This window comes from Kitasatospora sp. NPDC028055 (assembly GCF_040637885.1).
Taxonomy (GTDB): domain Bacteria; phylum Actinomycetota; class Actinomycetes; order Streptomycetales; family Streptomycetaceae; genus Kitasatospora.
Map to the genome: position 1 here is coordinate 213,263 of NZ_JBEZXE010000003.1, position 25,252 is coordinate 238,514.

General features: G+C 76.5%; 10 protein-coding genes. 8 read left to right on the forward strand and 2 right to left on the reverse strand.

Annotated elements, in window-relative coordinates:
- Both AB0F71_RS07030 and AB0F71_RS07035 read right to left on the reverse strand, forming a co-directional pair.
- On the reverse strand, positions 1–3,666 hold the full coding sequence (locus tag AB0F71_RS07030) for a beta-ketoacyl synthase N-terminal-like domain-containing protein (RefSeq protein WP_360229372.1): 3,666 nt from the start codon (positions 3,664–3,666) through the stop codon (positions 1–3).
- Positions 3,667–3,668: 2 nt separating this feature from the next.
- Entirely contained in the window at positions 3,669–8,789 is a 5,121-nt protein-coding gene (locus AB0F71_RS07035; protein ID WP_360229374.1) for an amino acid adenylation domain-containing protein, read from the reverse strand.
- A gap of 958 nt (positions 8,790–9,747) precedes the next feature.
- On the opposite strand from AB0F71_RS07035, the gene AB0F71_RS07040 reads away from it, so the two are divergent.
- The 8 genes from AB0F71_RS07040 (at position 9,748) to AB0F71_RS07075 (ending at position 25,139) form a co-directional block, all read left to right on the forward strand.
- Positions 9,748–10,887 (forward strand): PP2C family protein-serine/threonine phosphatase, encoded by a 1,140-nt coding sequence (locus AB0F71_RS07040; protein ID WP_360229376.1) that lies wholly within the window; start codon positions 9,748–9,750, stop codon positions 10,885–10,887.
- A gap of 405 nt (positions 10,888–11,292) precedes the next feature.
- Positions 11,293–12,648, forward strand: a complete 1,356-nt coding sequence (locus tag AB0F71_RS07045; RefSeq protein ID WP_360229378.1) for an MFS transporter — start codon at positions 11,293–11,295, stop codon at positions 12,646–12,648.
- A 77-nt stretch (positions 12,649–12,725) separates the two neighbouring features.
- Positions 12,726–13,982 (forward strand): non-ribosomal peptide synthetase, encoded by a 1,257-nt coding sequence (locus AB0F71_RS07050; RefSeq protein ID WP_360229380.1) that lies wholly within the window; start codon positions 12,726–12,728, stop codon positions 13,980–13,982.
- A 227-nt stretch (positions 13,983–14,209) separates the two neighbouring features.
- Entirely contained in the window at positions 14,210–17,302 is a 3,093-nt protein-coding gene (locus tag AB0F71_RS07055; protein ID WP_360229382.1) for an amino acid adenylation domain-containing protein, read from the forward strand.
- Positions 17,299–18,474, forward strand: a complete 1,176-nt coding sequence (locus AB0F71_RS07060; protein WP_360229384.1) for an acyl-CoA dehydrogenase family protein — start codon at positions 17,299–17,301, stop codon at positions 18,472–18,474. Before AB0F71_RS07055 ends, AB0F71_RS07060 begins: the two co-directional genes overlap by 4 nt.
- A gap of 26 nt (positions 18,475–18,500) precedes the next feature.
- A complete protein-coding gene (locus tag AB0F71_RS07065; protein ID WP_360229386.1) occupies positions 18,501–20,318 on the forward strand; it encodes a non-ribosomal peptide synthetase in 1,818 nt (605 codons plus the stop codon).
- Positions 20,319–20,463: 145 nt separating this feature from the next.
- Positions 20,464–22,248, forward strand: a complete 1,785-nt coding sequence (locus AB0F71_RS07070) for a non-ribosomal peptide synthetase (protein ID WP_360229388.1) — start codon at positions 20,464–20,466, stop codon at positions 22,246–22,248.
- Entirely contained in the window at positions 22,245–25,139 is a 2,895-nt protein-coding gene (locus AB0F71_RS07075; protein ID WP_360229390.1) for a condensation domain-containing protein, read from the forward strand. Before AB0F71_RS07070 ends, AB0F71_RS07075 begins: the two co-directional genes overlap by 4 nt.
- Positions 25,140–25,252 lie beyond the last annotated feature (113 nt).

Sequence of the window (25,252 nt, forward strand, 5' to 3'; positions counted from 1 at the left end):
TCACTCACCTCCGGTCGCGGCCGTGGTCCCGGCCAGGATCGTCGCCAGGTGCGCGGCGACCGGACGGGCGTCGGGTTCGGCGAGGACCGACCAGTGGTCGCCGCGGACCGGGTGCACCTCCACCGACGTGTACAGCTGCCGCAGGTCGCGCCGCAGCACGGCCGCGGTGCGTTCGTCGGCGGCCGCCTTGAGCACCACCGCCGGGCAGCCGACCGGGCGGGGCCGGTAGCGCAGCACGGCGCCGATGTTGGCGACGAACTGCCGTCGCAGCGCGGGGAGTCGGCGCAGCCGCCCGCCGACCGTGCCGGTGCCGAGGACGGCGTCCAGCTGGAGCCGCAGGTTCCCGGCGAGGAAGCCGGGGTCGGTGGCGATCGGCAGCCCGCGTCGGTCGGGCGCGAAGCCGTCGAGGCAGAACAGGACGTCGACCTCCGCTCCGGCGCGGGTGAGTTGCCGCGCCGTCTCGTGCGCCACCACCGCGCCGAAGGACCAGCCGCCGAGGGTGTACGGACCGGAGGGCTGCGCCTGCCGCAGCAGTGCCACGTTCCGGGCGGCGACGGCCTCGATGGTCACGGGCCGGCCGAACCGGCCGAACCGGCCCGTGCTGCCCACTGGTCGGTCGGCCCCGTCGGGTTCCAGCCCGAGGATCGGACGGGTGGTGTCGACGAGCGAGGCGAGGGTTCCGTAGCTGCCGGAGCTGCCCATCGCGTCGGCGGCGAGGAACAGCGGCCGGCCGACGCCCGAGCGCAGCGTCACCAGACCGGGCGGGGTGGGCGCGGTCTCGGTGGCGTGCTGCTCGACCAGCTTCACCAGCGCTCCGAAGGTCGGCGTCGCGGTGAAGTCGGCGACCGGGACGGCGGCCCCGGTGTGCCGGCGCACCTCGCTCATCAGGCTCACGAGCATCAGCGACTCGCCGCCGAGGGTGAAGAAGTCGTCGCCCTCGGCCGCGGACGCCACGCCCAGTGCCGTCCGCCAGAGGCGTTCCAGGACCTGGTGGACGGGCCCGGCCACCACGGTGGTCCGGGCGCGCGCCCGGGCGGGGCGCTCGGGTTCGGTGGCCGGGTCCCGGGAGTCGAACGGGTGCGCCGGCAGGGAGGTCCGGAACGGCCGGTCCGCGCCGAGCAGTTCCTCCGGGTCGAGGTCGGCGCCGCGCTCCCAGAGCGCGCCGACGGCGAGCAGGAGTTCGCGCTCGCCGTCCCCGCCGCTGCGGCCGAGCAGCGGCACGGCGGTGCGGGCGGCGTCCCAGTCGCGGTGGCGCCGCAGGGCTCCGGTCATCGAGGTGCCGGGGCCGAGTTCGAGGAAGGTGTCGCAGTCCGCGGCGAGCACGGTGGCCAGGCCGTCGTCCAGCCGGACGGTGCGGCGCAGCTGCTCGGCCCAGTAGTCGGGCGTGCGGACGGCGCTGGGGTCGGCCCAGTCGCCGGTGGTGTTGGAGACCAGGCCAAGCCGGGGCTCCCGGCCGGGGACGGCGGCGACGGCCTCGCGCAGCGCCCGGCTCGCCGGCTCCATGGTCGCGGAGTGGAACGCGCGGCCGACGTCGAGCACCCGGACGTCGAGGCCCGCCAGGGCGTCGCCGGCCAGGAGTTCGTCCACGGCGGCAGCAGGTCCGGAGACCACGACCCGCTCCGGGCCGGCCACCGCGAGGGTGACGGCGCCGCCGGTGCCGATCCGGCGGGTCACCTCCTCGGGGGAGGCGGTGACGGCGGCCATCCGGCCGGGCTCGGTGTCCCGCATGGCGGTGGCTCGGGCGTGCACCAGCCGGGCCGCCTCGGCCGGGGTCCAGACCTCGGCGAGGGTCGCGGCGACGTACTCCCCGATGCTGTTGCCGAGCATCGCGGTGGGAGTGATGCCCCAGTCCGCGAGCTGCCGTCCGAGGGCGTGGCCGAGGGCCAGCAGCCCGAGTTGCTGGTGGACGGTGTCGACGAACCAGTCGGCCGGTGCCTGCTCGGGGGTGACGACGGGGGAGAGGTCGAGCCCGCAGGTCTCCCGGACCACGGTGGACCACTCGTCGAAGGAGGCCCGGAAACCGGGGAGCAGCCGGTAGGCGGCCGCGCCGGCGGCGCCGGTCAGGGTGCCCTGGCCGGGGAACAGGAAGGCGACCCGGTCGAGCGTGGCCGGGGCCCGGGTGGCGGGTGCCTCCCGCAGCAGGCGGGCCGCCTCCTGCGGGCTGTCGGCCACCACGGCCCGGCGCCAGTCGTGCCGGCGGCGCCCGGCGAGGGTGCGGGCGGCCTCGGCGAGGGCGACGGACCCGGTGCCGTCCCCGGCCGCGGCGGCGTCGGACTCCAGCCGGTCCGCCAGGGCCTGGCCGAGCCGGTCCCGTCCGTCCGAGGAGGCGCCGGACACCGCGAGCAGCCGGTGCCCGGCCCGGGCGGCCGGGCGGCTGCGCTGCGGCGAACCGCCCAGCACCACATGGGCGTTGGTGCCGCCGACGCCGAAGGAGCTGACGGCGGCCAGCTTGTCGCCGCGCTCCGGCCAGGGCTGCAGCCGGTCGGCGATCCGGAACGGCGTCTCGGCCAGCCGCAGCAGCGGGTTGGGCCGCCGGTAGTGCAGGGTGGGGACCACCTCGCCGTGCTCCATCATGAGCAGCGTCTTGATCATCCCCGCCACGCCGGAGGCGGAGCCGGTGTGGCCGAGGTTGCTCTTCACCGCGCCGACCCAGCACTGGCCGACGGCGTCGGTCGAGCGGCGGAACGCGTCGGTGAGGGCCTGCAGTTCGACCGGATCGCCGATCCGGGTGCCGGTGCCGTGGGCCTCGACGTAGTCGAGGTCGGCCGGGTCGATCCCGGCCACCTTCTGGGCCAGCAGGATCGCCTCCCGCTGGCCGGGGATGGACGGCGCGGTGTAGCCGATCTTGTCCCCGCCGTCGTTGTTCAGCGCCGAGCCGAGGACCAGGCCGGCGATCCGGTCGCCGTCGCGCAGCGCGTCCTCCAGCCGCTTGAGGACGACGACGCCGACCCCCTCGCCGGGCACGGTGCCCGCGGACTCCTCGTCGAAGGGCCGGCAGTGCCCGTCGGGGGAGAGGATCCCACCCTCCTGGTACAGGTAGCCGAACTCGCCGTGCGGGGCCAGCGAGACGCCGCCGGCCAGCGCCGCGTCGCACTCGTAGGCGAGCAGGCTCTGGACGGCCAGGTGCACCGCCACCAGTGAGGTGGAGCAGGCGGTCTGCACGGTGATGGCCGGGCCGCGCAGGCCCAGGCGGTAGGCGACCCGGCTGGTGAGGAAGTCCGGCCGCCCGCCGATGACCTGGGCCATCGGGTCGACGTCGTCGCGCGGCGGCAGGGTGCTGCCCTCGGCGCCGGCGAAGACGCCGATCCAGCCGGGGAAGCGGGTCGGGTCGATCCCGGCGTCGTCGACGGCCTGGGACGCGCACTCCAGGAAGATCCGGTGCTGCGGGTCGATGGTCGCGGCCTCGGCGCGGCTGTAGCCGAAGAACGACCAGTCGAAGCCGCGCGAGGCCGGCAGCACTCCGCGGGCCGGGACGTAGTCGGGCCGCCGGACCAGCTCCGGGTCGGCCCCGGCCGCCACCAGGGCGGCCGGGTCGAAGCGGGTGATCCCCTCGGTGCCGGACCGCAGGGCGGCCCAGTACGAGCGCACGTCCTCCGCGCCGGGGTAGCGGCAGGCCATGCCGACGACGGCGACGGCTCCCTCGGCGAGTTCGGCTTCGGTGTCCACGATCACCTTCCCGCGGCGCGCGGCCGCATCTTCCGACGGGCGGCGCCGCGCGCGTCCGCGTCCAGACCGGGGGCGGCAGTCGGCGCGGGCGCGGCCTGGGCCGGGCCCGCCGGGCCGGAGGCGGCCGCGAGGAAGCGGGCCATGGTCCGGATCGTCGAGTTCTCGAACAGGCGCTGGACCGGCAGCTCCACCGCGAAGGCGCGGCACAGCTCGGCGTGCAGGGTCACCAGCTTGAGCGAGTTGCCGCCCCGGTCGAAGAAGTTGTCGTCCGGGCCGAGGTCGGCGGTGCCGAGCACCGTCGACCAGAGGGCGGTGACCCGCTCGACCACGTCCTCGGCGGCCGAGGCCGGGGCCGGGGCAGCGGCGGGGGTGGAGACGGGCGTGGCGACGGCCGGCGCGTTCGGCACCAGCCCGACGAGCGAGCGGGTGCGGTCCTCCAGGACGGCCTCCAGCACGGTCGCGTACCGCCGGGCCAGCTCGGCGGCCGACTCGGCCGAGAGCCGGTCGCCCCGGTACAGCAGCGAGCCGGACATCCGCTCGCCGACCACGGTCAGGCCCAGGGTCAGCGCGAACTTGCCCACCGTCGCGGTGCCTTCGCCGACCGTCAGCGGCAGCAGCTCGTGACCGCCCAGCCGGGCGGGGGCCTCGGCGTGCGCCTGCGGGGCGAGCACCACGTCGAGGTACGGCGTGGACCCGGCCGAGCGCGGCGGGTTGAGCGCGGTGACCACCGTCCCGAACGGGACGTGCTGGTCGTCCAGCGCGTCCAGGATGCCGTCCCGGGTGGCTTCGAGCAGGTCGGCGAGAGTGTCGCCGTCGGTGTGCCGGGAGCGCACCACGACGGTGTTCAGGCAGGGGCCGATGACGTCCTGGAACTCGGGCGAGGTCCGGGTGTCGGTCGGGAACCCGAAGGTGAGGTCGCTGCTGCCGGTCCAGCGGTGCAGGGTGCCGATCAGGGCGGCGGCGGCCACCATGAACCAGGACACGCCCAGCTCCTCCTGGAGCGGACGCATCCGCCGGAGCAGGTCCGCGGGCAGGTCGAGGGCGACACTGCCGTGCGGCTGCGGGGCGGGCGGCGCCGGTAGCGGGAGGCGGCTCGGCGCGCCGGTCAGCCGCTCCACCCAGCGGTCCAGGCCCTCGGGGTCGCCCTGCTCCTCGGCCGCGACCAGGTCGCGGTACTGCTTGCCCGGCTCGGTCGAGGTGCCCTGGTAGCCGCGCTGGAGCTCGGCGAGGAGAAGCGGCAACGAGGAGATGTCGAAGACGATGTGATGGATCGTCAGGGTGAGGACCTGGCCGTCCGGAGTGTCGACCAGCCCCGCCCGGAGCAGCGGCCCGGCGGACAGGTCGAAGGGGCGGTCCGCCTCGGCCCGCAGCAGCCCGTCGAGTTCGGCCGCGCCGGCGCAGCGATCCCGGCGCACCTCCGGTCGCCACGGCGCGCCGATGAGCTGGCGGACGCCGTCCGGCCCCTGCTCGAAGGTCGTGCGCAGCGCCTCGTGCCGTTCGACGACCCGGGCGAGTGCCTCGGCGAGCCGCGCCGGGTCGAGCTCACCGGTCAGCCGCCAGGCGAACGGCACGTTGTAGCGGCCGGGTTCGGGGTCCAGCCGCTCGGCCAGCCAGATCTGCTGCTGGAAGCCCGAGGCCGCGGATTCCTCGCGCGCGGCGGCGGGTGCGGCGGGCGTGGCCGCGGTGCCCCGCTGGGCGTCGATGTGGGCCGCGAGGTCGGACAGGACGCCGTGCTTGAACAGGTCGCGCAGTTTCAGCCGTACGCCCAGCCGCTCGCGGATCCGGGCCAGCAGGGTGACCCCGCGCAGCGAGTGGCCGCCCAGGGACCAGAAGGAGGCGTCGCCCGAGGTGACCGGCCGTTCCAGCAGCTCGGTCCACATCTCGGCGAGGAACAGCTCGGTGGGCGTGGTCAGTTCGCGCCCCGGGGCGTCCGGCTGCCCGCCGGGGGCGGCCGCCGTCCCGGCCTGCTCCAGGAGTTCGAGCATCCGGGCCCGGTCGGCCTTGCCGGTCGGGCCGATCGGCAGCTCGGAGAGGACCAGCCAGCGCGCCGGGACCATGTACCCGGGCAGCCGGTCGGCCAGCCGGGCCGACAGGGCCGCGGGCAGGTCGTCCCCGGCCGGCTCCGACGCGGCGCCGACCACGGCGCAGCCGGCCAGTTCGGCGGCGGTGCCCTCGCCCAGCTTCTCCACGAAGGCGGCCTCGACGAGCCCGGTCGCGACGGCGGCCTGCTCGATCTCCTCCAGCTCGATCCGGAACCCGCGCAGCTTCACCTGGCGGTCCCGGCGGCCGGTCATCTCCAGCGCGCCGTCCGGGAGTTCGCGGGCCAGGTCGCCGGTGCGGTAGATCCGCTCACCGGTGCGCGGCTCGGTGACGAAGCGCTCGGCGGTCAGCTCGGCCCGGCCCAGGTAGCCCAGCGCCACGCCAGGGCCGCCGAGGCACAGCTCGCCCGGCTCACCCGGCGCCACCGGGGCGAGGTCGTCGTCGAGCACGTACGCGGTGGTCTGCTGCAGCGGGTGCCCGATCGGGACCCGCTCGCGACCGGCCAGGCTCTCGGCGGTGCACTCGAACCAGGTCGCGAACGCGGTGGCCTCGGTGGGGCCGTAGCCGTTGACCAGGCGGGCGGGCGGCCCGGCGGCCAGGACCCGCAGGGTCGCGGCCAGGTCCAGCTGCTCGCCGCCGACCACCAGGTTGCGCAGCGAGGCGAAGGCGTCGGGCTGCTCCCAGGCCACGGTGTGGAACAGCGAGGTGGTGAGGAACATCGTGACGATCCGGGCCTCGCGGACCAGCGCCGTCCACTCGTCCAGGGTGAGGTCGGTGAGCAGCGGCAGCGGGACGATGGTGCCGCCGGAGGTCAGCGTGGACCAGATCTCGCAGGTGGTGACGTCGAAGGCGGGGTTGCAGGTGTTGGCCACCCGGTCACCGGGCTCGATCGGGCAGTAGACGGCCCCCTCGACCAGCCGGATGACCGCGCGGTGCGGCACCAGGACGCCCTTCGGGCGGCCGGTGGAGCCGGAGGTGTAGCAGACGTAGAGGGGGTCCTCGCCGCCCGCCGCCGGGAGTGCGGGGCCGGGCTGGGCCGTTCCGGGCTGAGGCGCACCGGGCTGCGGCTCGCCGGTGCCCGGGTCGGCGTCCGTGGTCAGCACGGTGAGCCCGGCGGGCATCCGCCGCCGGCTGCCGACCACGGCGGCGGCCGCGCCGGAGCCGGTGATGATGTCGGCCACCCGGTCCTCGGGGGCACCGGCGTCCAGCGGCAGGTACGCGGCGCCGCTGCGGGCGATGCCGAGGAAGGCCACCACCAGCTCGACCGACCGGTCCAGGTCGACGGCGACGACCGCGCCCCGGCCGACCCCGGCCGCGGCCAGCCGGTCGGCGAGCGTGCCGGCCCGGTGCCACAGCTGGGCGTACGTCAGGGCGGCGCCGGTGACCGGGTCCTGGACGGCAGGGGCCTCGGGCCGGGCCAGGACCTGGGCGGCGACCAGTTCGGTGACGCTCCGGCCGGTGACGGCCCGGCCCGCTCCGCCGGCGCTGTCGACGCGCAGGGCCGGATCGCCGAGGCGGTCGCGGTCGATCTTCCCGTTGCGGGTGAGCGGCAGCTCGGAGAGGAACACCAGCTCGGCCGGGACCATGAACCCGGGCAGCCGCTCGGCCAGGCCCCGGCGGACCGACTCGCGGTCGGGGACGGCGCCGGCGGCGACGGCGTAGGCGAGGATGCGCCCGCTGCCGTCGTCGAGCTTCTCGACCGCGACGGCGGCCTGGGCGATCCCCGGGTGCGCGGTGACGGCGGCCTCGATCTCTCCGGGCTCGATCCGGAACCCGTTGATCTTCACCTGGCGGTCGGCGCGGCCCAGGTAGCGCAGGTTCCCGTCCTCGCCCCAACGGGCGAGGTCACCGGTGGCGTACATGCGGTCGCCGGGGGCGCCGAAGGGGTCGGCGAGGAAACGTTCCTCCGTGAGATCCGGCCTGGCGGCGTACCCCAGGGCGACGCCCTCCCCGCCGATGTACAGCTGGCCCGCGACGCCGGGCGCCACCGGTGCGCCGTTCTCGTCGAGGACGTAGACGCGGGTGTTGTCCATCGGGCTGCCGATCGGGACGTCGTCGCCCAGCGGCGGGCCCGGGTGGATCCGGTAGCGGGTCGCGAAGGTCGTGGTCTCGGTCGGGCCGTAGCCGTTGACGAGGGAGATGCCGGGGCAGGCGGCGACCACCTGGGACACCGCGAGCGGGGAGACCACGTCGCCGCCGACCCAGACCTCGCGCGCCCCGTCGAGGCAGCCCGGGTCTCCGGCGGCCAGCGCGCCGAACAGCCCCGCCGTCAGCCAGAGTCCGGTGACCCGGCCGCCGCCGACCAGCCGGCGCAGCAGCACGGCGTTGACCGCCTCGGGGGCGACCACGACCCGGCCGCCGGACAGCAGCGGCACCCAGAGCTCGTAGGTGGAGGCGTCGAAGGCGTGCGGGGAGTGGAACAGCACCCGTTCGTGGGCGCCGCCGCGCCAGATCCGGTCGGAGGCGAGCGCCACCACGTTGCGGTGGGTGACCTGGACGCCCTTCGGCTCGCCGGTGGAGCCGGAGGTGTGCATCACGTAGAGCACGCTGTCGGGGCCGGGAAGCGTCTCGGCCTCGGTGGCTGCGGTGCCCACGGTGTCGGGCGTGTCCAGGGCAGTGCCGTCCACGGTGTCGTGTGCGGTGTCGTGCGCGGCGCCCGGGCCCACCAGCAGGGTCCGCCCCTCGGCGGCGAGGGCGTGGTGCTCGGTCGTGCCGTCGACCAGGAGCAGCGCGCAGTCCAGCCGGTGCAGGATCGAGCGCAGCCGGGATTCGGGCGAGCGGAGGTCCAGCGGCACGTAGGCGGCGCCGGTCTTGGCCACCGCGAGCAGGGCCACCACCAGCGCGGCCGAGCGTTCCATCAGGACGGCGACCCGGTCCCCGGGCCGTACCCCGTCCCCGGCCAGGCGTCGGGCGAGCACGTCCGCCCTGGTGTTCAACTCCGCGTAGCTGAGGAGCTCGCCGTCGGCGGCCTCGATCGCGACGGCGTCGGGGGTCTCGGCCACCTGCTTCTCGAAGACCTGCGGGAGGCTCCCCTCCGGGAGGGGAGCCGCCGTGTCGTTCCGCTCTCTCAGCCACGCTTCCATGTCAAGTCCTCACGAAGGGCATGCCCAGGGCGGTGGGCATGAAGGTCCGGATGATGGGAGTCGGCCCGGGCGCGCGACGGCAGCCCGCGGGCGGACGGCCCCAGGGGGGACCGCCCGGACCGCGTGCGCGGGGTACGGCTCAGGGATTCTCGACGGTGGTCGCTCGGGCGGGCGTGCGGGGCGCCGCACGGCGGGGAGCGAACGGGGCGCGGGGCACGCGGGGCCGTCGGGCGGGTTGGGCGCGCGGAGGCGCCGGGTGGCGGGCGCCCGTGGGCTAGGCCGTCACACGGGGCGGGGGAGGCGACAGCCGCCCGAGGGGTGAACTGCCTCGGGTGAGAGCGTCGTTCGAGTTGAACCCACTGTGCCTGTCCCCCTGTGAACCAAAAGATGATCGTGTCGCGTCAACAACGTAAGGACCATTCGTCGCGCCGGACAAGGGCCTCCCGGCTTCTGGCCGGAATGCTTCGGTCCGGCTGGGCACTGGGTGCCACTCCGAGGGCCACCGGTCCGTGGCGGTCCGGTGGCGGGGAGTGACAGTGGGCCGTCGGTCCTGGGCGGACGGGTGGACCGGTGCGCGGGATCCGGGCCCTGGTCGGGGAGGTGGCCGTCGGGCTGACCTCCTCGTTCACGCCACGGGGTACGTCGGATGGAGGTCCGGTGAGCGGGTCGCGGCGGTTTCCCGGAGGTACGTCGAGGCCCTGCCCCGGGGTGGGTCGCGCGGGCGGGTGTGGCTGAAAATCTTCGACGCTGACACCTTGTCAGCTTCGATCCGCCGGTGGCAGGGGCCGAGGGTCTTGGTTTCCGTGCTCGGCGGGGGCCGGGGGGCCGCCGTCCGCCGGGGCCCGTGGCCCTTCCCGCCACCTCGCGCGCCCCGCCGTGCTCCGTGCCTACGATCGGAGGAGCCTCCCGCTCGCCGGACGAGCGCGTGGGTGCAGGCGAGACGGAAGTCAGGTGGCCGATGGCCCCGAGGTCCGCGCAGTGGCCGCCGTACGTGCGGCTGGCGCCGTGGTTGCTGATCGTCGGCGGGCTGGTGTGGGACGCGCTGGACCCGGCCGACTACTGGGGCGACCCGATGCTGGCGGCGGCGGCCGTGCTGGCCGGGGCGCTGCTGCCGCTGCGGGACGTCGTCGCGGTGGCGCTGGCGAACGTGGCCGGGATCCTGGTGCTCTCCGCGCGGGACGGCTCGATCGGGACCGGGAGCGGCTACCTGGAGCTGGTCAACACCGCCTTCGCCGCGCTGCTGGGCATCGGGGTGAACCGGCTGCTGGCCCGGCACGGGCGCCGGCTGGAGCGGGTGCGGTCGGTGGCGGAGGCCGCGCAGCGGGCGGTGCTGCCGGAGCCGCCGGGGCGGGTGGCGGGGCTGGAGGTCGCGGCCTGCTACCGGGCGGCGCTGGACGAGGCGCTGATCGGCGGGGACGCGTACGCGTTGCAGGCCACTCCGTACGGGGTCCGGGTGCTGATCGCGGACGTGCGGGGCAAGGGGCTGCACGCGGTGGGGGCGGTGTCGGTGCTGCTGGGGGCCTTCCGGGAGCTCGCGCACCGGGAGCCGGACCTCGCCGGGCTCGCGGAGGCCCTGGAGCGCACGCTGGCCCGGGAGAGCGCCGGGCTGGGCGAGGAGCTGCGGCTGGAGGGGTTCATCACCGCGCTGCTGGTGGAGTTCCCGCCGGGGGAGGCGGTCGCCCGGACGGTGGACTGCGGCCACCCCGGGCCGTACCTGCTGGACGGCGGCGGGGCGGGGGTGAGCCGGTGGGACGCGGCCGACCCGGGGCTGCCGCTCGGGATGGGTGCACTGGGGGCGGGCCGGCCCGAGGTGGAGACCAGGCCGTTCCCGCCGGGGAGCACGCTGCTGCTGGTGACCGACGGGGTCACCGAGGCGCGGGACGCGGCGGGGGAGTTCTACGACCCGGTGCGCGGACTGGCGCCGCTCGGGCCCTTCGCGGGGGCGGGGCAGGCGGTCGCGGCACTGGTGGCGGACGTGGCCCGGTGGACGGGCGGCCCGCGCGACGACGACATGGCGGTGCTCGCGGTCACCCGGCTCCGGCGGCCGGGCCCTGCGGCTCCGGCGGCTCCGGCGGCTCCGGTGGACCCGGCCGGCTGAGCGCGGCGGGCCGGGTGCGGCGGGCCGAGGGCGGCGACCGAGAGTGGCGGGGCACGGCTCCGAACGGTTACGCCGATATCACGGTGAGGTTACGGAAGCTGCCTACTCCATGGATTCCGGCCAAGTTGGCGGGTGTTGGCCGGTGGCCGGAAAGCGGGTGTCCGGATACCGGACGAGGAAATGGACGCCCTGGTCGGGAGCCGTCCGGGAAGCCCCGGAGAGCGGTGAAGGCCTTGGCGGGCAGGCCGGGCCGGGTGCACGCGGGAGCGGCGCCGGGGGATAAGGGCTCGTAAGGGAGGTGCCGGGGCCGGTCACCGTGGTGGCGGGATCCGGCCGAGCCGGGGAACGTCCGGAAAGGGACCTGTTGCTTGCCCTGTGTCGAATGCGTGACCGAGAGTCGCATCGATGAACGAGAAGCCTCACCCCCGCCAGGCCCGTCTGTTCGGCCACCGCGACTTCCGGCTCCTGCTGTCCGGGGCAGCGGCGGCCCAGACGGGCAGTCAGGTCACCCTGGTCGCCCTGCCCTTGGTGGCGGTGGTGGTGCTCGACGCCACCCCCTTCGAGGTCGGCCTGCTCACCGCCGCCGAGACCGCGGCCTTCCTGCTGGTCGGCCTGCCGGCCGGCGCCTGGCTGGACCGGATGCGCAAGCTCCCGGTGCTGATCCGCGCCGACGTGGTGCGCTGTCTCGCGGTCGGCTCGATCCCCCCGGCGGCGGCCTTCGGGGTGCTCACCATGCCCCAGCTCTACCTGGTCGCGCTGGTCACCGGGGTGGCCACGGTCTTCTTCGACGTGGCCCACCAGTCCTTCCTGCCCGCTGTCCTGCCGCGCGAGCAACTGGTCGCCGGAAACGGCGCCCTGGAGACCGTCCGCTCCTCGGCGCAGATCGCCGGGCCGGGCCTGGGCGGCGGGCTGGTCCAACTGCTCGGCGCACCGCTCGCCATCGTGGCCGACGCCTGCGGCTACCTCGCCTCGGCGCTGCTGCTGGCCCGGATCCGGGTCGAGGAGGAGCTGCCGGAGCCGGAGCCCGGGCGCTCGCTTCGGGCCGAGGTGGCCGAGGGCGTGCGCTTCGTGCTCGGGCACCCGCTGCTTCGGGCGATCGCCACCGCCACCGCCGTGTCCAACCTGTTCGCCGCCGTGCTGATGGCCGTTCAGACCGTCTTCTGGGTACGGGTGCTCGACCTGTCGCCCGGGGCCATCGGCGCCCTGCTGTCGGCCTCCGCCGTCGGCGGGCTGGCGGGCGCGCTGTGCGCGGGGCAGCTGTCCCGCTGGGTCGGGCAGGCCCGGCTGATCTGGCTGGCCACCGTGGTCACTGCGCCGTTCGCGCTGCTGTGGCCGCTGTCCGGCGGCGGCCCCGGCGCCGTGCTGTTCGGCATCGGCTCCGGCGTGGTGCTGTTCGGCGCGGTCGCCTACAACGTCGCCCAGGTGAGCTTCCGGCAGAGCGTCTGCCCGCCCGAACTGCTCGGGCGGATGAACGCCACCATGCGCTTCCTGGTCTGGGGCACCCTGCCGATCGGCGCCCTCGGCGGCGGGGCCGTCGCCGACTGGGCCGGGCCGCGCGCCGCGCTGTGGCTGTGCGCGCTGGGCTTCCTGCTGGTGCCGGTGCCGCTGCTGCTCTCGCCGCTGCGGCGGATGCGCGACCTGCCCACGTCGCCGGCCGGACCCGGCGGCGAGGGCGGCCAGGACGGCGAGGGCAGTGAGAGCAGCGAGGGCAGCCAGGACGACGCCCAGCAGCCTGCGGCGAGCCCCAGCGCCACCCCCTGACCACCCGCCAACCTGACCGACCCGAACCGACCCGAACCGACCCGACCGAGCCGACACCGGAGACCGGAGACCGTTCCGTGCACGCCAGCATCACCGCCGCCTACCTCGCCCGGTACCGCGCCGCTGCCGCCGACTCCCCGATGGAACTGCTCCCGCTGACCGGCGCCCAGCGGCGGTTCCTGATCACCCGCCGACTCGCCCCGCAGACCCGCTCCGACGTCGCCCCGCTGTTCTTCGCCTACCCGGCCGGCGCCCTCGACCTGGACCGGCTGGGCCGCGCCGCCACCGCCGTCGCTGCTGCCCACCCGGCGCTGTGCGGCGCCTTCGTGACCGTCCGCGGCACCCCGGTGCTGCGCACCGGCGGCCCCTCCGTCGAGGTCGCCCGGATCGAGGTGGACCCCGGCGCCGGCACCCACCGGGCGCTGCGCGCGGCGCTGCTGGACTGGCCGCTCGACGGGCCCGCGCTGCGCCTGCTGGTGGCCCGGGAGCCGGACGGCGGTGAGGACCTGCTCGCCCTCGCGTTGGACCACGCGGCCTGCGACGAGCAGTCGCTCGGGGTGCTGGTCGGCGAACTCACCGAGGCCTACCGGCGGGACGAGCCGTCCGCGCCCGGCCCCGGCCCGCAGGCCGTCGCCGACTTCCGGGAGGCCGTCGAACTCCAGCTGGCCGCAGAGGAGTCCGCCGCCGGGCCCGCCGCCCAGGCCCACTGGGGGCGCCGGCTCGGCGGCCTGACCGGGGCGGGCGGCGGCGCCGCGCGGACCACCGGCATGCTGGTCGAGCGGCTGCCCGCCGTCCCGGCGAGCGCCCGGGGCGCGATCTTCCCCGCCCTGCTGGACGCCGTCGGCGCCGCCGCCAGGCGCCTGCACCGCGCGGACGGCCCGCTGGCGCTCGGCTATCCGTGGGGCGGCCGCCCGCCCGGCGCGCCCGCCGCGCTCGGCTGCTTCCTCAACACCCTGGTGCACGCCGTGCCCACCCGGCCCGCCACCGACCTGGAAGCGCTCTGCGACGACTGGTGGGACGACCTCGACCACGCCGGAACCCCCTTCGACGAGGTGGTCCGGGCCGCCCGGGTCGCCGGATCGCCCTGGTCCGGCGGGCTGGACGCGATGCTCACCTTCGAGGACCTCCAGCGCCGCCCGCCGTTGGTGCTCGGCGGCGTCCCCGGCCGGGAGGTCCACCTCGGCGGGCGCCCGCTCGCCGCGCCGACGGCCGTCTCCGCCTCCCACGGCGAGGAGCTGACGGTACGCCTGGCCTGGGACGACGAGCGCTTCCCGGCCGCCGACGCCGAGGCCGCCTTCGCCGAGCTGCTGGCCGTGCTGCGCCGTCACCTCTAGACGCTACGGCCCCTCAGACCCCATCCTCCCCAAGGGCCACATCCACCTCCCAGGACCACCACTCCAAGGACCACCTCCACCTTCCAGGACCGCCTCCACCTCCCAGGACCCCCGGGCCGCGCCCCCACCCCGGTGCGGTCCGGCCCCCACCGGCCGCGCCGGGACCACCCCACGCCCGCGCCCGGCCACCGCAGTGCCGACACGCCCACCACACAAGGGAATCACCCATGTTCGCACTCTCTCCCTCGCAGGAGATCGTCTGGCTGCACGAGCAGATGCAGCCGGGCAGCCGCGCCTACAACTTCACCGGCGTCCTCGACCTGTGGGGGACCCTCGACCGGGACGCCCTGCACGCCGGCCTCACCGCCGTACTGGCCCAGCACCCCGGCCTGCGCCTGGAGTTGGTGCCCCGGGCGGAGGGCCTCCCCGGCCAGCGGGTCGCCGAGGACTGCCGGCCGGAGCTGCGGCACAGCGACTTCACCGCCGAGGCCGACCCGGAGGCCGTGTTCCGTACCCTGCTCGCCGCGGAGGCCGAGGAGCCGCTGGACACCGAGCGGGCGCCGCTGCTGCGCTGGCACCTCGTCCGGCTCGCCGACGACCACCACCGGCTGATCCACGTCGAGCACCACCTCGTCCACGACGGCCACTCCTTCGCGATCTTCCTGCGCGACCTGTTCACCGTCTACCGCGCCCACGTCCTCGGCGAGTCCTACGAGTTGGCCACCGCCCCCTCGTACGAGCAGCACGCCCGCACCGAGGCCGACCCGCAGGCCCGCGAGCGCGCCCTCGCCTTCTGGACCAAGGAGCTGGCCGACGCCCCGCGCGAGGTCACCCTGCCCGGGCTGGCCCACCCCGGGGTCGAGCGCCGCCACCGCGGCGGGCAGCTGCGCCAGTCGATCGGCGCCGACCTCGCCGAGCGGCTGCGCGAGCGCAGCCGGACCGACGGCCACACCCCGTTCAGCACCCTGCTCGCCCTGTTCGCCGAACTGCTGCGCCGGCACAGCGGCCACCGCGAGGTCACCGTCGGCACCGCCGTCGGCAACCGCCCCGAGGGCTTCGAGGGCACCGTCGGCATGTTCGTCAACACCGTGCCGCTGCGCCTGCGGCTCGACCCGGCCGCCTCCGGCACCGAGGCCGTCGACGAGGTCACCGACGTCCTGATGCGCGCCCTGCCCTACCAGGACCTGCCGGTGCAGGAGCTCACCCGCCGGCTCGGCCTGCACACCGGCGGCGCCGACAACCCGCTGTTCAACGTGATGTTCAGCGCCCACGACGCCGCGCTGCCCGACGTCCAGGCCCCCGGGCTCGACGTCTCGCTGTACGAGGGCTTCAACACCGGCACCACCCGCTTCGACCTCGACCTGGTGCTGCTGCCCGACGACCGCCGGGTGGTCGGCGAGAAGCACGGCGCCGCCGGGATGACCCTGATCTGGGACTACGACGCCGACCTGTTCGGCGAGGCCAGGGCCGTGCTGCTGTCCGAGCGCCTGCTGGAGCTGCTGCGCCGCTACCTGGACGCCCCGGAGACGGTGCTCGCCGCGCTGGCCCCCGAGCCCGCGGCCGAGCCCGCCACCCCGGTCGTCCCGGTCGGACTCGACCCGGCCGCCGCCCACGACCCCACCGCGCTCGCCCTGCTGGCCGGCACCGAGCGGATCACCTACGGCGAACTGGACCGCCGCGTCGGCGAGTTGGCCGACCGGATGCGCGCTGCCGGGGTCACCGCCGGCCAGCCGGTGGCCGCCGTGCTGCCGCGCGGCACCGACAGCGTGGTCGCCCTGCTGGCCTGCCTGCGCCTGGGCGCCGTCCACGCGCCGCTGTCCACCGAGGACCCGGCCGCCCGGCTCGGGCTGCTGCTGGAGCGGCTCGCCCCCGCGCTCGTCCTCGCCACCCGGCAGAGCGCGCTCGCGCTGCCCGCCGAGGGCGTCACCCCGGCGCTGCTGGACGGCCCCGCCTTCCCGAAGGCCGAGCCCGCCGCCGTCCTGGAGGGCGGCGCGTACGTCATCCACACCTCCGGCTCCACCGGCGTGCCCAAGCCCGTCCTGGTCGGCCGCGAGGCCCTCGCCGGGTACGTCGCCGCGATCGCCGCCCGCTACGAACTCACCGCCGCCGACCGGGTGCTGCTGTTCGCCCGGCCCTCCTTCGACGTGTCGCTGGAGGAGGTGCTGCCCGCCCTCGCGGTCGGCGCCGCCCTGGTCGTGCCGCAGCGCGAGGTGCCCACCGGGCCCGAGCTGGTCGCCGTGCTCGCCGCCCGCGGCGTCACCGTCGCCAACCTGCCCACCAGCTACCTGCTCGCGGTCCGCGAGGACCTGCGCGAGGCGCTGCGCGACGGCCGCTGGACGCCGCGCCTGCTCGTCCTCGGCGGCGAGCGGCTGCCCGCCCGCGCCCTGGCCGGGCTGACCGAGGCCACCACGGTGCTCAACGCCTACGGCGTCACCGAGGCCACCGTCACCTCCACCGTCCACCGGGTCACCGCCGAGGACGTCGCCGAGGACGGCGAGATCCCGCTCGGCGCCGAACTCGACGGCGTGCGCCTGCACGTCCTGGACGAGACGCTGCGCCCGCTCCCGTACGGCTGCGTCGGCGAACTCGCCGTCAGCGGCGGCCTGCTGGCCGAAGGCTACCTCGGCCTGCCGGAGCCCACCGCGGCCCGCTTCATCACCGTCCCCGGCCTGGACGGCGCCCGGGTCTACCGCACCGGCGACCGCGGCTACCGCGACACCGAGGGGCGCCTGCGCTTCCTCGGCCGCGCCGACAACCAGGTCAAGCTGCGCGGCCACCGGATCGAACTGGAGGAGATCGAGGCCGCCGCCTCCGCCGAACTCGGCGGCCGCTCCTGCGCGGTGCTGCTGCACCACGACCCGCAGACCGGCCCCCGGCTGGTCGGCTTCCTGGAGGGCGCCGACCGCCCCGACCAGGCCGCCCTGCACGACGCGCTGGCCCGCCGGCTGCCCGGCGGACTCGTCCCCGCCACCTGGACGGCCGTCGCCGCCATGCCCACCCTGCCCGGCGGCAAGCCCGACCGCGCCGCCCTCGCCCGGCTGGCCGACCAGGCCCCCGCCGAGCGGGAACAGGAGCGCGCGCCCAGCGCCTTCACCGACCCCGGCCAGGAGCTGATCGCCACCGCCTGGCGCGAGGTGCTCGGGCACGACCGCTTCGGCCCGGACTCGCACTTCTTCGAGGTCGGCGGCCACTCGCTGCTCGCCGCCCAGCTCGCCGCCTTCCTGGAGCCCCACCTGGGCAGCCGCCCGCCGCTGCGCACCCTGTTCCGGCACGCCGTCCTGGCCGACCAGGCGCGCGTCCTCACCGGAGACGTCAAGTGACCGCCCCCTCCGCCGTCCTGGAGGACGGCCACCGCGAGCTCGTGGACGCCTTCGAGAGCTTCATCCGCCGCGAACTCGTCCCGCTCGCCGCCGAGTTGCCGGAGACCGCCGACCAGGTCCCGAGCGACCTGCGGGCCTACGTCCGCAAGCGCTCCGCCGCGCTCGGCTTCTACGCCGGCGACTACCCCGAGGAACTCGGCGGCGCCGACATGCCGTTCACCGCCGTGGTGCTGCTGCACCACGCCGCCGGACGCAGCGGCTGCGTGCTCGCCCCCTACGCGCTGGCCGGCTCCGACGGGCCCAGCCCGCTGCTGCGGCACGGCACCCCCGAGCAGATCGAGCGGCACCTGATCCCGCTGGTGCGCGGCGAGCAGACCCGCTGCCTGGCGCTCACCGAGCCGCAGGCCGGCTCGGACGCCTTCCACCTCACCACCACCGCCGTGCGCACCGGCGACGGCTGGGTGCTGAACGGGCGCAAGACCTTCGTCAGCAATGCCGAACACGCCGGGATCGCCCTGGTGGTGGCCGCCACCGACCTCGGCGACGGCAAGGGCCCGACCGCCGGGGCGACCGCCTTCGTGCTGCCGATGGACCAGCCCGGCCTGCGGATCGGCCAGCGCTACGAGGGGATGTCCGGCGAGCCGCTGTTCGAGCTGCTGCTGGATGGGGTCACCGTCGGCCCGGAGGCCGTGATCGGCGGCGAGGAGGGCATCGCCGCGGCCACCGCCCTCGCCATGGACAGCCTCTCCCGCGGCCGCCTGGTGGTCGCCGCGATGTGCAACGGCATCGCCGAGTACGCGCTGCGGATCGGCGTCGAGTACGCCCGCGAGCGGCGCGCCTTCGGCAAGGTGATCGGCGAGTACCAGCACATCCAGGAGCACCTGGTGACCACCCGCGCCGAGGTGGAGTGCGCCAAGCTGCTCACCCTCGCCTGCGCCCGGCTGGTCGACGAGGGCACCGAGGCGCCCGAGAACGCGGCGCTCGCCAAGCTCACCGCCTCCGAGACCGCCGTCCGCGCGGTGGACCGCTCGCTCCAGGTCCACGGCGCCACCGGCTGGGTGCGTGGCCACCCCCTGGAATTCCTGTACCGCTACGTCCGGATGACGACGATCATCGAAGGGACCTCCGAGGTCCAGAAGGTGATCATCGCCCGCTCCATGGGCCTGAACTGACGTCACGCACGCATCTGGAGACGATGATGGAATCCCTGAGCATCGGCTACGGCCGCCCGCACCAGGACGGCGCGGTCCTCGACCTGTTCACCACCTGGGCGCACCGCACCCCGCAGGCGCCCGCCCTGATCGACGGCGGGCGCACCCTCGGCTACGCCGAACTCGACCGCCTCGCCGACACCGTGGCGGCGTCCCTGCGCGGCAAGGTCGGCGCCGGCGACCTGGTCGGCGTCTGCCTCGGCCACTCGGCGGAGCTGGCCGCCGTCACCCTGGCGATAGCCAAGCTCGGCGCCGTCCACCTGCCGCTCGGCCCGCGCCCCGGCGAGAAGCGCCTCCAGGCCGTCGCCGAGCAGCTGCGCCCGGCCTGTCTGATCGGCGAGGCCGCCGTGCTGCCGCCCGGCGGCGAGCGCCTCGAACTCGACCTGCCCAGCCCCGGCCCGACCACCCCCGGGCTGCCCACCCCCGGCCTGCTGGCCGCCCTGACGCCCGGTGAGCAGGTGAGCGTGCCGGTCGGCACCCACTACGCCGTGCTCACCTCCGGCTCCACCGGCACCCCCAAGGCCGTCGCCGTCACCGAACCGGCGCTCGGCGCGCTGCTGCACTGGTACCGCGAGCTCACCGGCCTCGGCCCCGGCGAGCGGCACAGCCTGCTGGTCGGCGTCGCCTTCGACCCGCACGTGATGGAGCTGTGGGCCACCCTCACCTCCGGCGCCGCGCTCGTCGTCGCCCCCGAGAGCGTCCGCTGGGACTCCGGCGCGCTCACCGACTGGTGGCGCGAGGCGGGCATCACGGTCTCCCTGCTGCCCACCCCGCTGGCCGAGCCGATCCTCAACCGGCCCTGGCCCGCCGGGCTGGCGCTGCGCCACCTGGTGGTCGGCGGCGACCGGCTGCGCCGCGCCCCCGGGCCGGAGGTCACCGCGACCGTCCACAACGCCTACGGCCCCGCCGAGGCCACCGTCGCCACCACCGTGCACACCATGGCGCCCGGCGGCGACCACGGCGCCGGTGCGCCGCCGATCGGCCTGCCGATCCCCGGCGCCGTCCTGCTGGTCACCGACGAGCAGGGCGACCCGGTGCCCAGAGGGACGGCCGGCGAGCTGCGGATCGGCGGCCGGGGCCTGGCCGCCGGCTACCTCGACCCCGAGCTGACCGCCCGCCGCTTCGTCCAGGCGCCCCCCGGCGTGGACGGCACCGACCGGGTCTACCGCACCGGCGACCGGGTGGTGATGCGCGCCGACGGCGTGCTGGAGTTCCACGGCCGGCTGGACGACCAGGTCAAGGTCAGCGGGGTGCGGATCGAACCCGCCGAGGTCGAGGCCGCCTTCGAGCGCGACGACCGGGTGCGCCGCGCTGTGGTGGCCGCCGAGGCCGCGGCCACCGGCGGCGTCCGGCTGCTCGCCTTCGTCCAGGCCGAGGCCGACGCGGAGACCGCGAGCCTGCTGGAGGCTGTCCGGCCCTGGCTGCCCGAGCAGGCCGTGCCCTCGGCCGTACGGCTGGTCGACACCTTCCCGCTGGACCCCAACGGCAAGGTGGACCGCGCGGCGCTGCTCGCCGCGCTCGCCGCCGAGCCCGCGGCCCCGGCGGCCGTCGGCGAGGACGGCGACACCGCGGTCGAGCGCACCCTGGTGAAGCTCTGCCGTGAGCTGCTCGGCCGTGCCGACCTCGGCCCGGGCGACAACTTCCTGGCGTCGGGCGGCAACTCGCTGGCCGCCGCCCGACTGCTGGAGTCCCTGGAGGGGGAGTACGGCGTACGGCTGCGCGCCCCGCTGCTGCTGCGCCAGCCCGATCTGCGGGCGGTCGCACGGCTCGTCGAGGAGCGGATGCCCAGCGCGTCCCTCGCCTGAGGACCCGGAGCCGTCCCGTGCACCGGGCCCCGTCCGGCCCTCTGTGTACGGGACGGCTCCGCCCCCGCCGCGCCCCCGTCGCACCTCCCGATCTGAACAGCGGCGCCCCGGCCCCAGCGCCGGGGCGCCCGGAAGGGACCCAGCCATGACGCCCGTCCTCCCCACCCTCCCCGCGCTGGTCGCCCGGCAGGCCGAGCAGCACCCGAGCGCGCTCGCCCTGACCGACGGCGCCACCTACCTCACCTACCGCGAACTCCACGACGCCGCCGGCCGGTTGGCCGCCGTTCTGGCCGCGCGCGGGATCGGCCCCGGCAGCGCCGTCGGCCTGCTGTGCGCCCGCTCGGCCAGGTTCGCCGTCGCCCAGCTCGCCGTCTGGCGGGCCGGCGGCCTCGTCGTCCCGCTCGACCCGGCCTACCCGCGCCCGCGCATCGCCGAGATGACCGCCGACGCGGAGGTCCGCCTCGTCCTCGGCGACAAGGCGCTGCTCGCCGACGCCGGACTGCCCGCCGAGCGCACCCTGGTGCTCACCGAGCGCGGCACCGAGGAGACCGGCGCGGCGGTGCCCGACGCCGCCGAGCCGGACGCGCCGGCCCTGCTCTACTACACCTCCGGCTCCACCGGCCGCCCCAAGGGCGTGCTCGTCCCGCACCGCGCCGTCACCGACCTGGTCACCGCCCCCGACGGGCTCGCCCTCGGCCCGCGCGACCGGGTGCTCTTCCACTCCACCCCCTCCTTCGACGCCGCCACCTTCGAACTGTGGGCGCCGCTCGCCCACGGCGCCGCCGTCGCCGTCTCCCCGACCGAGCGGCCCAGCGCCGAGGAACTCGTCCGCGACATCGAGCGGTTCGGCGCCACCACCGCCTTCCTCACCACCGCGCTCTTCCACCACCTGGCCGCCAAGGAGTCCCGGATCTTCGGCGTGCTGCGCACCCTGGCCGTCGGCGGCGAGGCGCTCGCCGCCGAGCATGCCGGGGCCGTGCTGCGGGCCTTCCCCTGGCTGGAGCTGTACAACGTCTACGGGCCCACCGAGGCCACCACCTTCACCACCGCCCACCGGATCACCCCCGCCGACTGCGCGGGCGGCCCCGTCCCGATCGGACGCCCCTTCGGCGGCGCCCGTACCCTCGTCCTGGACGAGCGGCTCGCCCCGGTCGCGCCCGGCGAGATCGGCGAACTGTGGATCGGCGGCGGGCGGCTCGCCCAGGGCTACCTCAACCGGCCCGAGCTGACCGCCGAGCGCTTCCGCGAACTCCCCGGCAGCGGCCGGGCCTACCGCAGCGGCGACCTGGTGCGCCAACGCCCCGACGGCGCACTGGAGTTCCACGGCCGCACCGACGACCAGGTGAAGGTTCGGGGCTTCCGGATCGAGCCCGGCGAGGTCGAGCAGGCCCTGCTGCGGTTCCCCGAGGTCGCCGAGGCGGCCGTGGTGGTCCGCCGCCCCGGACAGGCCGACGCCGCGCTCACCGCCTGCGTCGTCCTCGCCGAGGGCGCCGGGGCGGCCGCCGAGACCCTGCGCACCCGGCTCGCCGAGCGACTGCCCGCCCACCTGGTGCCCACCGCCTGGACCGTCCTCCCCGCCCTGCCGCTCACCGGCAACGGCAAGGTCGACCGCCGCGCGCTCGCCGCCGCCCCGGACCCGGCGGCGGAGCACACCGGCGCGGCGGCCGAACTCACCCCGATCCAGCAGGTCGTCGCCGAGGCCTGGAGCCGCGCCCTGGAACGCCCGATCACCGATCCGGCCGCCGACTTCCTCGCCGAGGGCGGGCACTCGCTGCTCGCCATGTGGGTCGTCGACGACCTGGCCGGGGAGTTCGGCATCGACCTGTCCCTCGCCGACTTCCTCGGCCACCCCACCGTGGCCGGCCAGGCCGAACTACTGGAGCGCGCCCTGCGGGACGCCGACGACACCCAGGGAGCACCCCAGCGATGAGCAACGACCAGAACGACCTGCTGCGGCGCGCCCGCAACCGCCGCACCGCCCTCGCCCCGCAGCGCCCGGCCGCCGCCGCCGTCGACGCCGGCCCGGCCCCGCTCTCCCACGCCCAGCAGCGGATGTGGCTGATGGAGCAGCTCGGCCAGGGCGGCGCCCTCTACAACGTCCCGATCGCCACCCGGCTGCGCGGGCCGCTCGACGAAGCCGCCCTCGCCACCGCGCTCACCGGCCTCACCGAGCGGCACGCCGTGCTGCGCACCCGCTACCCGCGCCGCGGCGAACAGCCGTACCAGCACCTCGAACCGGCCGGTCCCGTCCCGCTGGCCGTCCTGGACGCCACCGGCGACGGCACCGAGCAGCTGACCGCCGAGGCCGCCCGCCCCTTCGACCTCACCGAAGGCCCGGTGCTGCGCGTGCTGCTGCTGCGGCACGCGCCCGAGGACCACACCCTGCTGCTGACGATCCACCACATCGCGGTCGACGGCGGCTCGCTGCCCGTCCTGGCCGCCGACCTCGCCGAGCTGTACGCCGCCGCCCGCGACGGCGTCGAGCCCCGGCTCCCGGCGCCCGGCATGCGGTACGCCGAGTACGCCCGCCAGGAGCGCGCCCGCGACGCCGAACTCACCGCCGCCGCCGACGCCCTCGCCGCCCGGCTGGCCGGCGCCCGCCCGCTGCCGCTGCTGCGGCCGGTCGCCCCCGGCGCCCGCGACCGCCGGGCCGGCCTGCACGCCGTGCCGCTCGACCCCGCCACCGTCGAGGGCCTGCGGCAGCTCGGCGCCCGGCACGGCGCCACCCTGTTCGCCGTCGTCCTCACCGCCGCCTTCGCCACCCTGCGCACCGCCGCCGGCCAGGACGACCTCACCCTCGGCTGCGCCAGCGGCCACCGGGCCCGCCCCGAACTGCGCCGCACCGTCGGGCTGGGCGTCAACACCCTCGCGGTGCGCGCCGAACCGGCCGGGGACGCCTCCTTCGCCGAGGCCATCGCCCTGGTGCGCGGCGCCCTGCTGGAGGCCCAGCAGCACCACCAGGTGCCCTTCGACCTGGTGGTCGAGCGGCTCGGCGCGGCGGCGCGCGGCGCGGACGGCACCCCGCTGCTGTCGGCCAGCTGCGACCTGGTCCAGCCCGCGACCGCCCTGACGCTGCCCGGCCTGGACGCCGAACACGTCGACGTCGACCTGGAACTCGCCAAGTTCGACCTCACCCTGGTGCTGGAGGAGGGGCCGCGGCCGCGCTGCCTGGTCCAGCACGACCACGCGGCCCTGGACGGCGCCACCGCCGCCCGGCTGGCCGAGGCCTTCGCCGCCGTGCTCCGCGCGGCCGTCGAGGACCCGGACCGCCCGCTCGCCGAACTCCCCGGCGAACCGCTGGTCCGCGCCGACCGGCATCCGGTGCTGGCGGCCCTCGCGGCCCACCCCGGGGTAGCCGACGCCGCCCTGGTGGAGACCGCCGACGGCCCGCCGCTCGCCTACGCGGTGGTGCGCGGCGCGGTCGCCCCCAGCGGCACCGACCTGCGCGCCCTGCTCCGGGCCGCCGTCCCCGCCGCCGAACTCCCGCTGGCCGTCACCCTGTTGGACCGCATCCCGCGCGGCGCGGACGGCGCCGTCGACCGCGGGCGGCTGCCCGGCGCCGCCGGTGCGGCGGCTCCCGGTGGCTCGGGCGCTGCGGAGGCGGATCGGGCCACGGCGGATCGGGCCACGGCGGCTCGGGCGACGGCGGCGACCGGCCCGCTCGACCTGGTCCGCGCCGCCTTCGGCGAACTGCTCGGCAGCGTCCCGCCCGCCGACGGCGACTTCTTCGCCCTCGGGGGCTACTCGCTGGTCGCCGTCCAGCTCGCCGAACGCCTGCGCACCCGCGTCGGCGTGCCGCTCACCGGCCTCGACATCCTGGAGCACCGCACCCCGCGCGCCCTCGCGGCCCTGCTCGCCGCCCGCGAGGAGGAGCGCCGCGCCGCCCTCACCCGCGTCGACGGCTTCCACAGCACCGAGCCGCGCACCGGCACCGTGCTGCTCACCGGCGCCACCGGCGGCGTCGGTGCCGCCGTGCTCCAGGAACTGATGGCCCAGGGGCGGCCGGTACGCGTCCTGGTCCGCCCCGAGTCGGCCCACCTGCCGGCCCTGCACGGCGCCGAGATCGCCGAGGGCGACCTCGCCGACCTCGACAGCCTCGAGCGCGCGGTCAAGGACGTGGACGCCGTCATCCACGCCGCCTGCACCTTCACCGAGCACGAGGTCGACCGGGCCGCCATGCGGGCCCTGCTGGACGGCTGGTCCGGCGGCCCGTTCGTCTTCGTCAGCAGCATCGACGCCTACGGGCGCCCGCCCGGCACCGAGGTCGCCGAGGGAGGCCCCAGCGGTGCACCCGTCACCGCCTACGGGCAGGCCAAGCTCGACTGCGAGCGGATGCTGTTCGAGACCGCCGAGGCCACCGGCCACGGCCCGGCCACCGTGGTGCGCGCCCCCATCGTCTGGGGCCCGCACCACCGCCTGCGCGACCAGCTCCGCTGGGGCTCCACCGGCGACCTCTACCAGGCCGCCCTGGCCGGCCGGCCGATCGCCCTGCCGGCCGCGGCCGACGGCGAGCCGGAGCAGTGGAACGGCGCCGCCTGGGTGCACTCCGCCGCCCTGGCCCGCGCCCTCGCCGCCTGTGCCCTGCCCGACAGCCCCGCCGCCGGCCGGATCGTCAACGCGATCACCGGGCACGTCTCCTGGGCGGAGTTCGGGACCGAGCTGATCCGGCTGCTCGGCTCGGACAGCACCCTGGACCTGCGCCCCGACGCCGACCCCGAGCTGTGGCGCCCGTGGCACTACCGGGCGGACACCCTCGCGGCCGCGCTCCAGCCGGAGCCGGGGGAGGACTGGCGCAGCGTGCTGGCGGCCATGGTCGGCTGACGGCGCCCGCCGGGCGGCGGTCGGCCAGCTCCGATCCGGGGGCCGGCCGCCGTTCGACGGGTGGTACGTCCTGAGCTTCGCCTTCGTTCCGGACCGGCGGTGCCACTGCACGG

Coding starts and splice junctions, on each gene's coding strand:
- AB0F71_RS07035 (WP_360229374.1), bottom strand. CDS start 8,789: ATGGAAGCGTGGCTGAGAGAGCGGAACGACACGGCGGCTCCCCTCCCG.
- AB0F71_RS07040 (WP_360229376.1), top strand. CDS start 9,748: ATGGCCCCGAGGTCCGCGCAGTGGCCGCCGTACGTGCGGCTGGCGCCG.
- AB0F71_RS07045 (WP_360229378.1), top strand. CDS start 11,293: ATGAACGAGAAGCCTCACCCCCGCCAGGCCCGTCTGTTCGGCCACCGC.
- AB0F71_RS07055 (WP_360229382.1), top strand. CDS start 14,210: ATGTTCGCACTCTCTCCCTCGCAGGAGATCGTCTGGCTGCACGAGCAG.
- AB0F71_RS07065 (WP_360229386.1), top strand. CDS start 18,501: ATGGAATCCCTGAGCATCGGCTACGGCCGCCCGCACCAGGACGGCGCG.
- AB0F71_RS07070 (WP_360229388.1), top strand. CDS start 20,464: ATGACGCCCGTCCTCCCCACCCTCCCCGCGCTGGTCGCCCGGCAGGCC.
- AB0F71_RS07075 (WP_360229390.1), top strand. CDS start 22,245: ATGAGCAACGACCAGAACGACCTGCTGCGGCGCGCCCGCAACCGCCGC.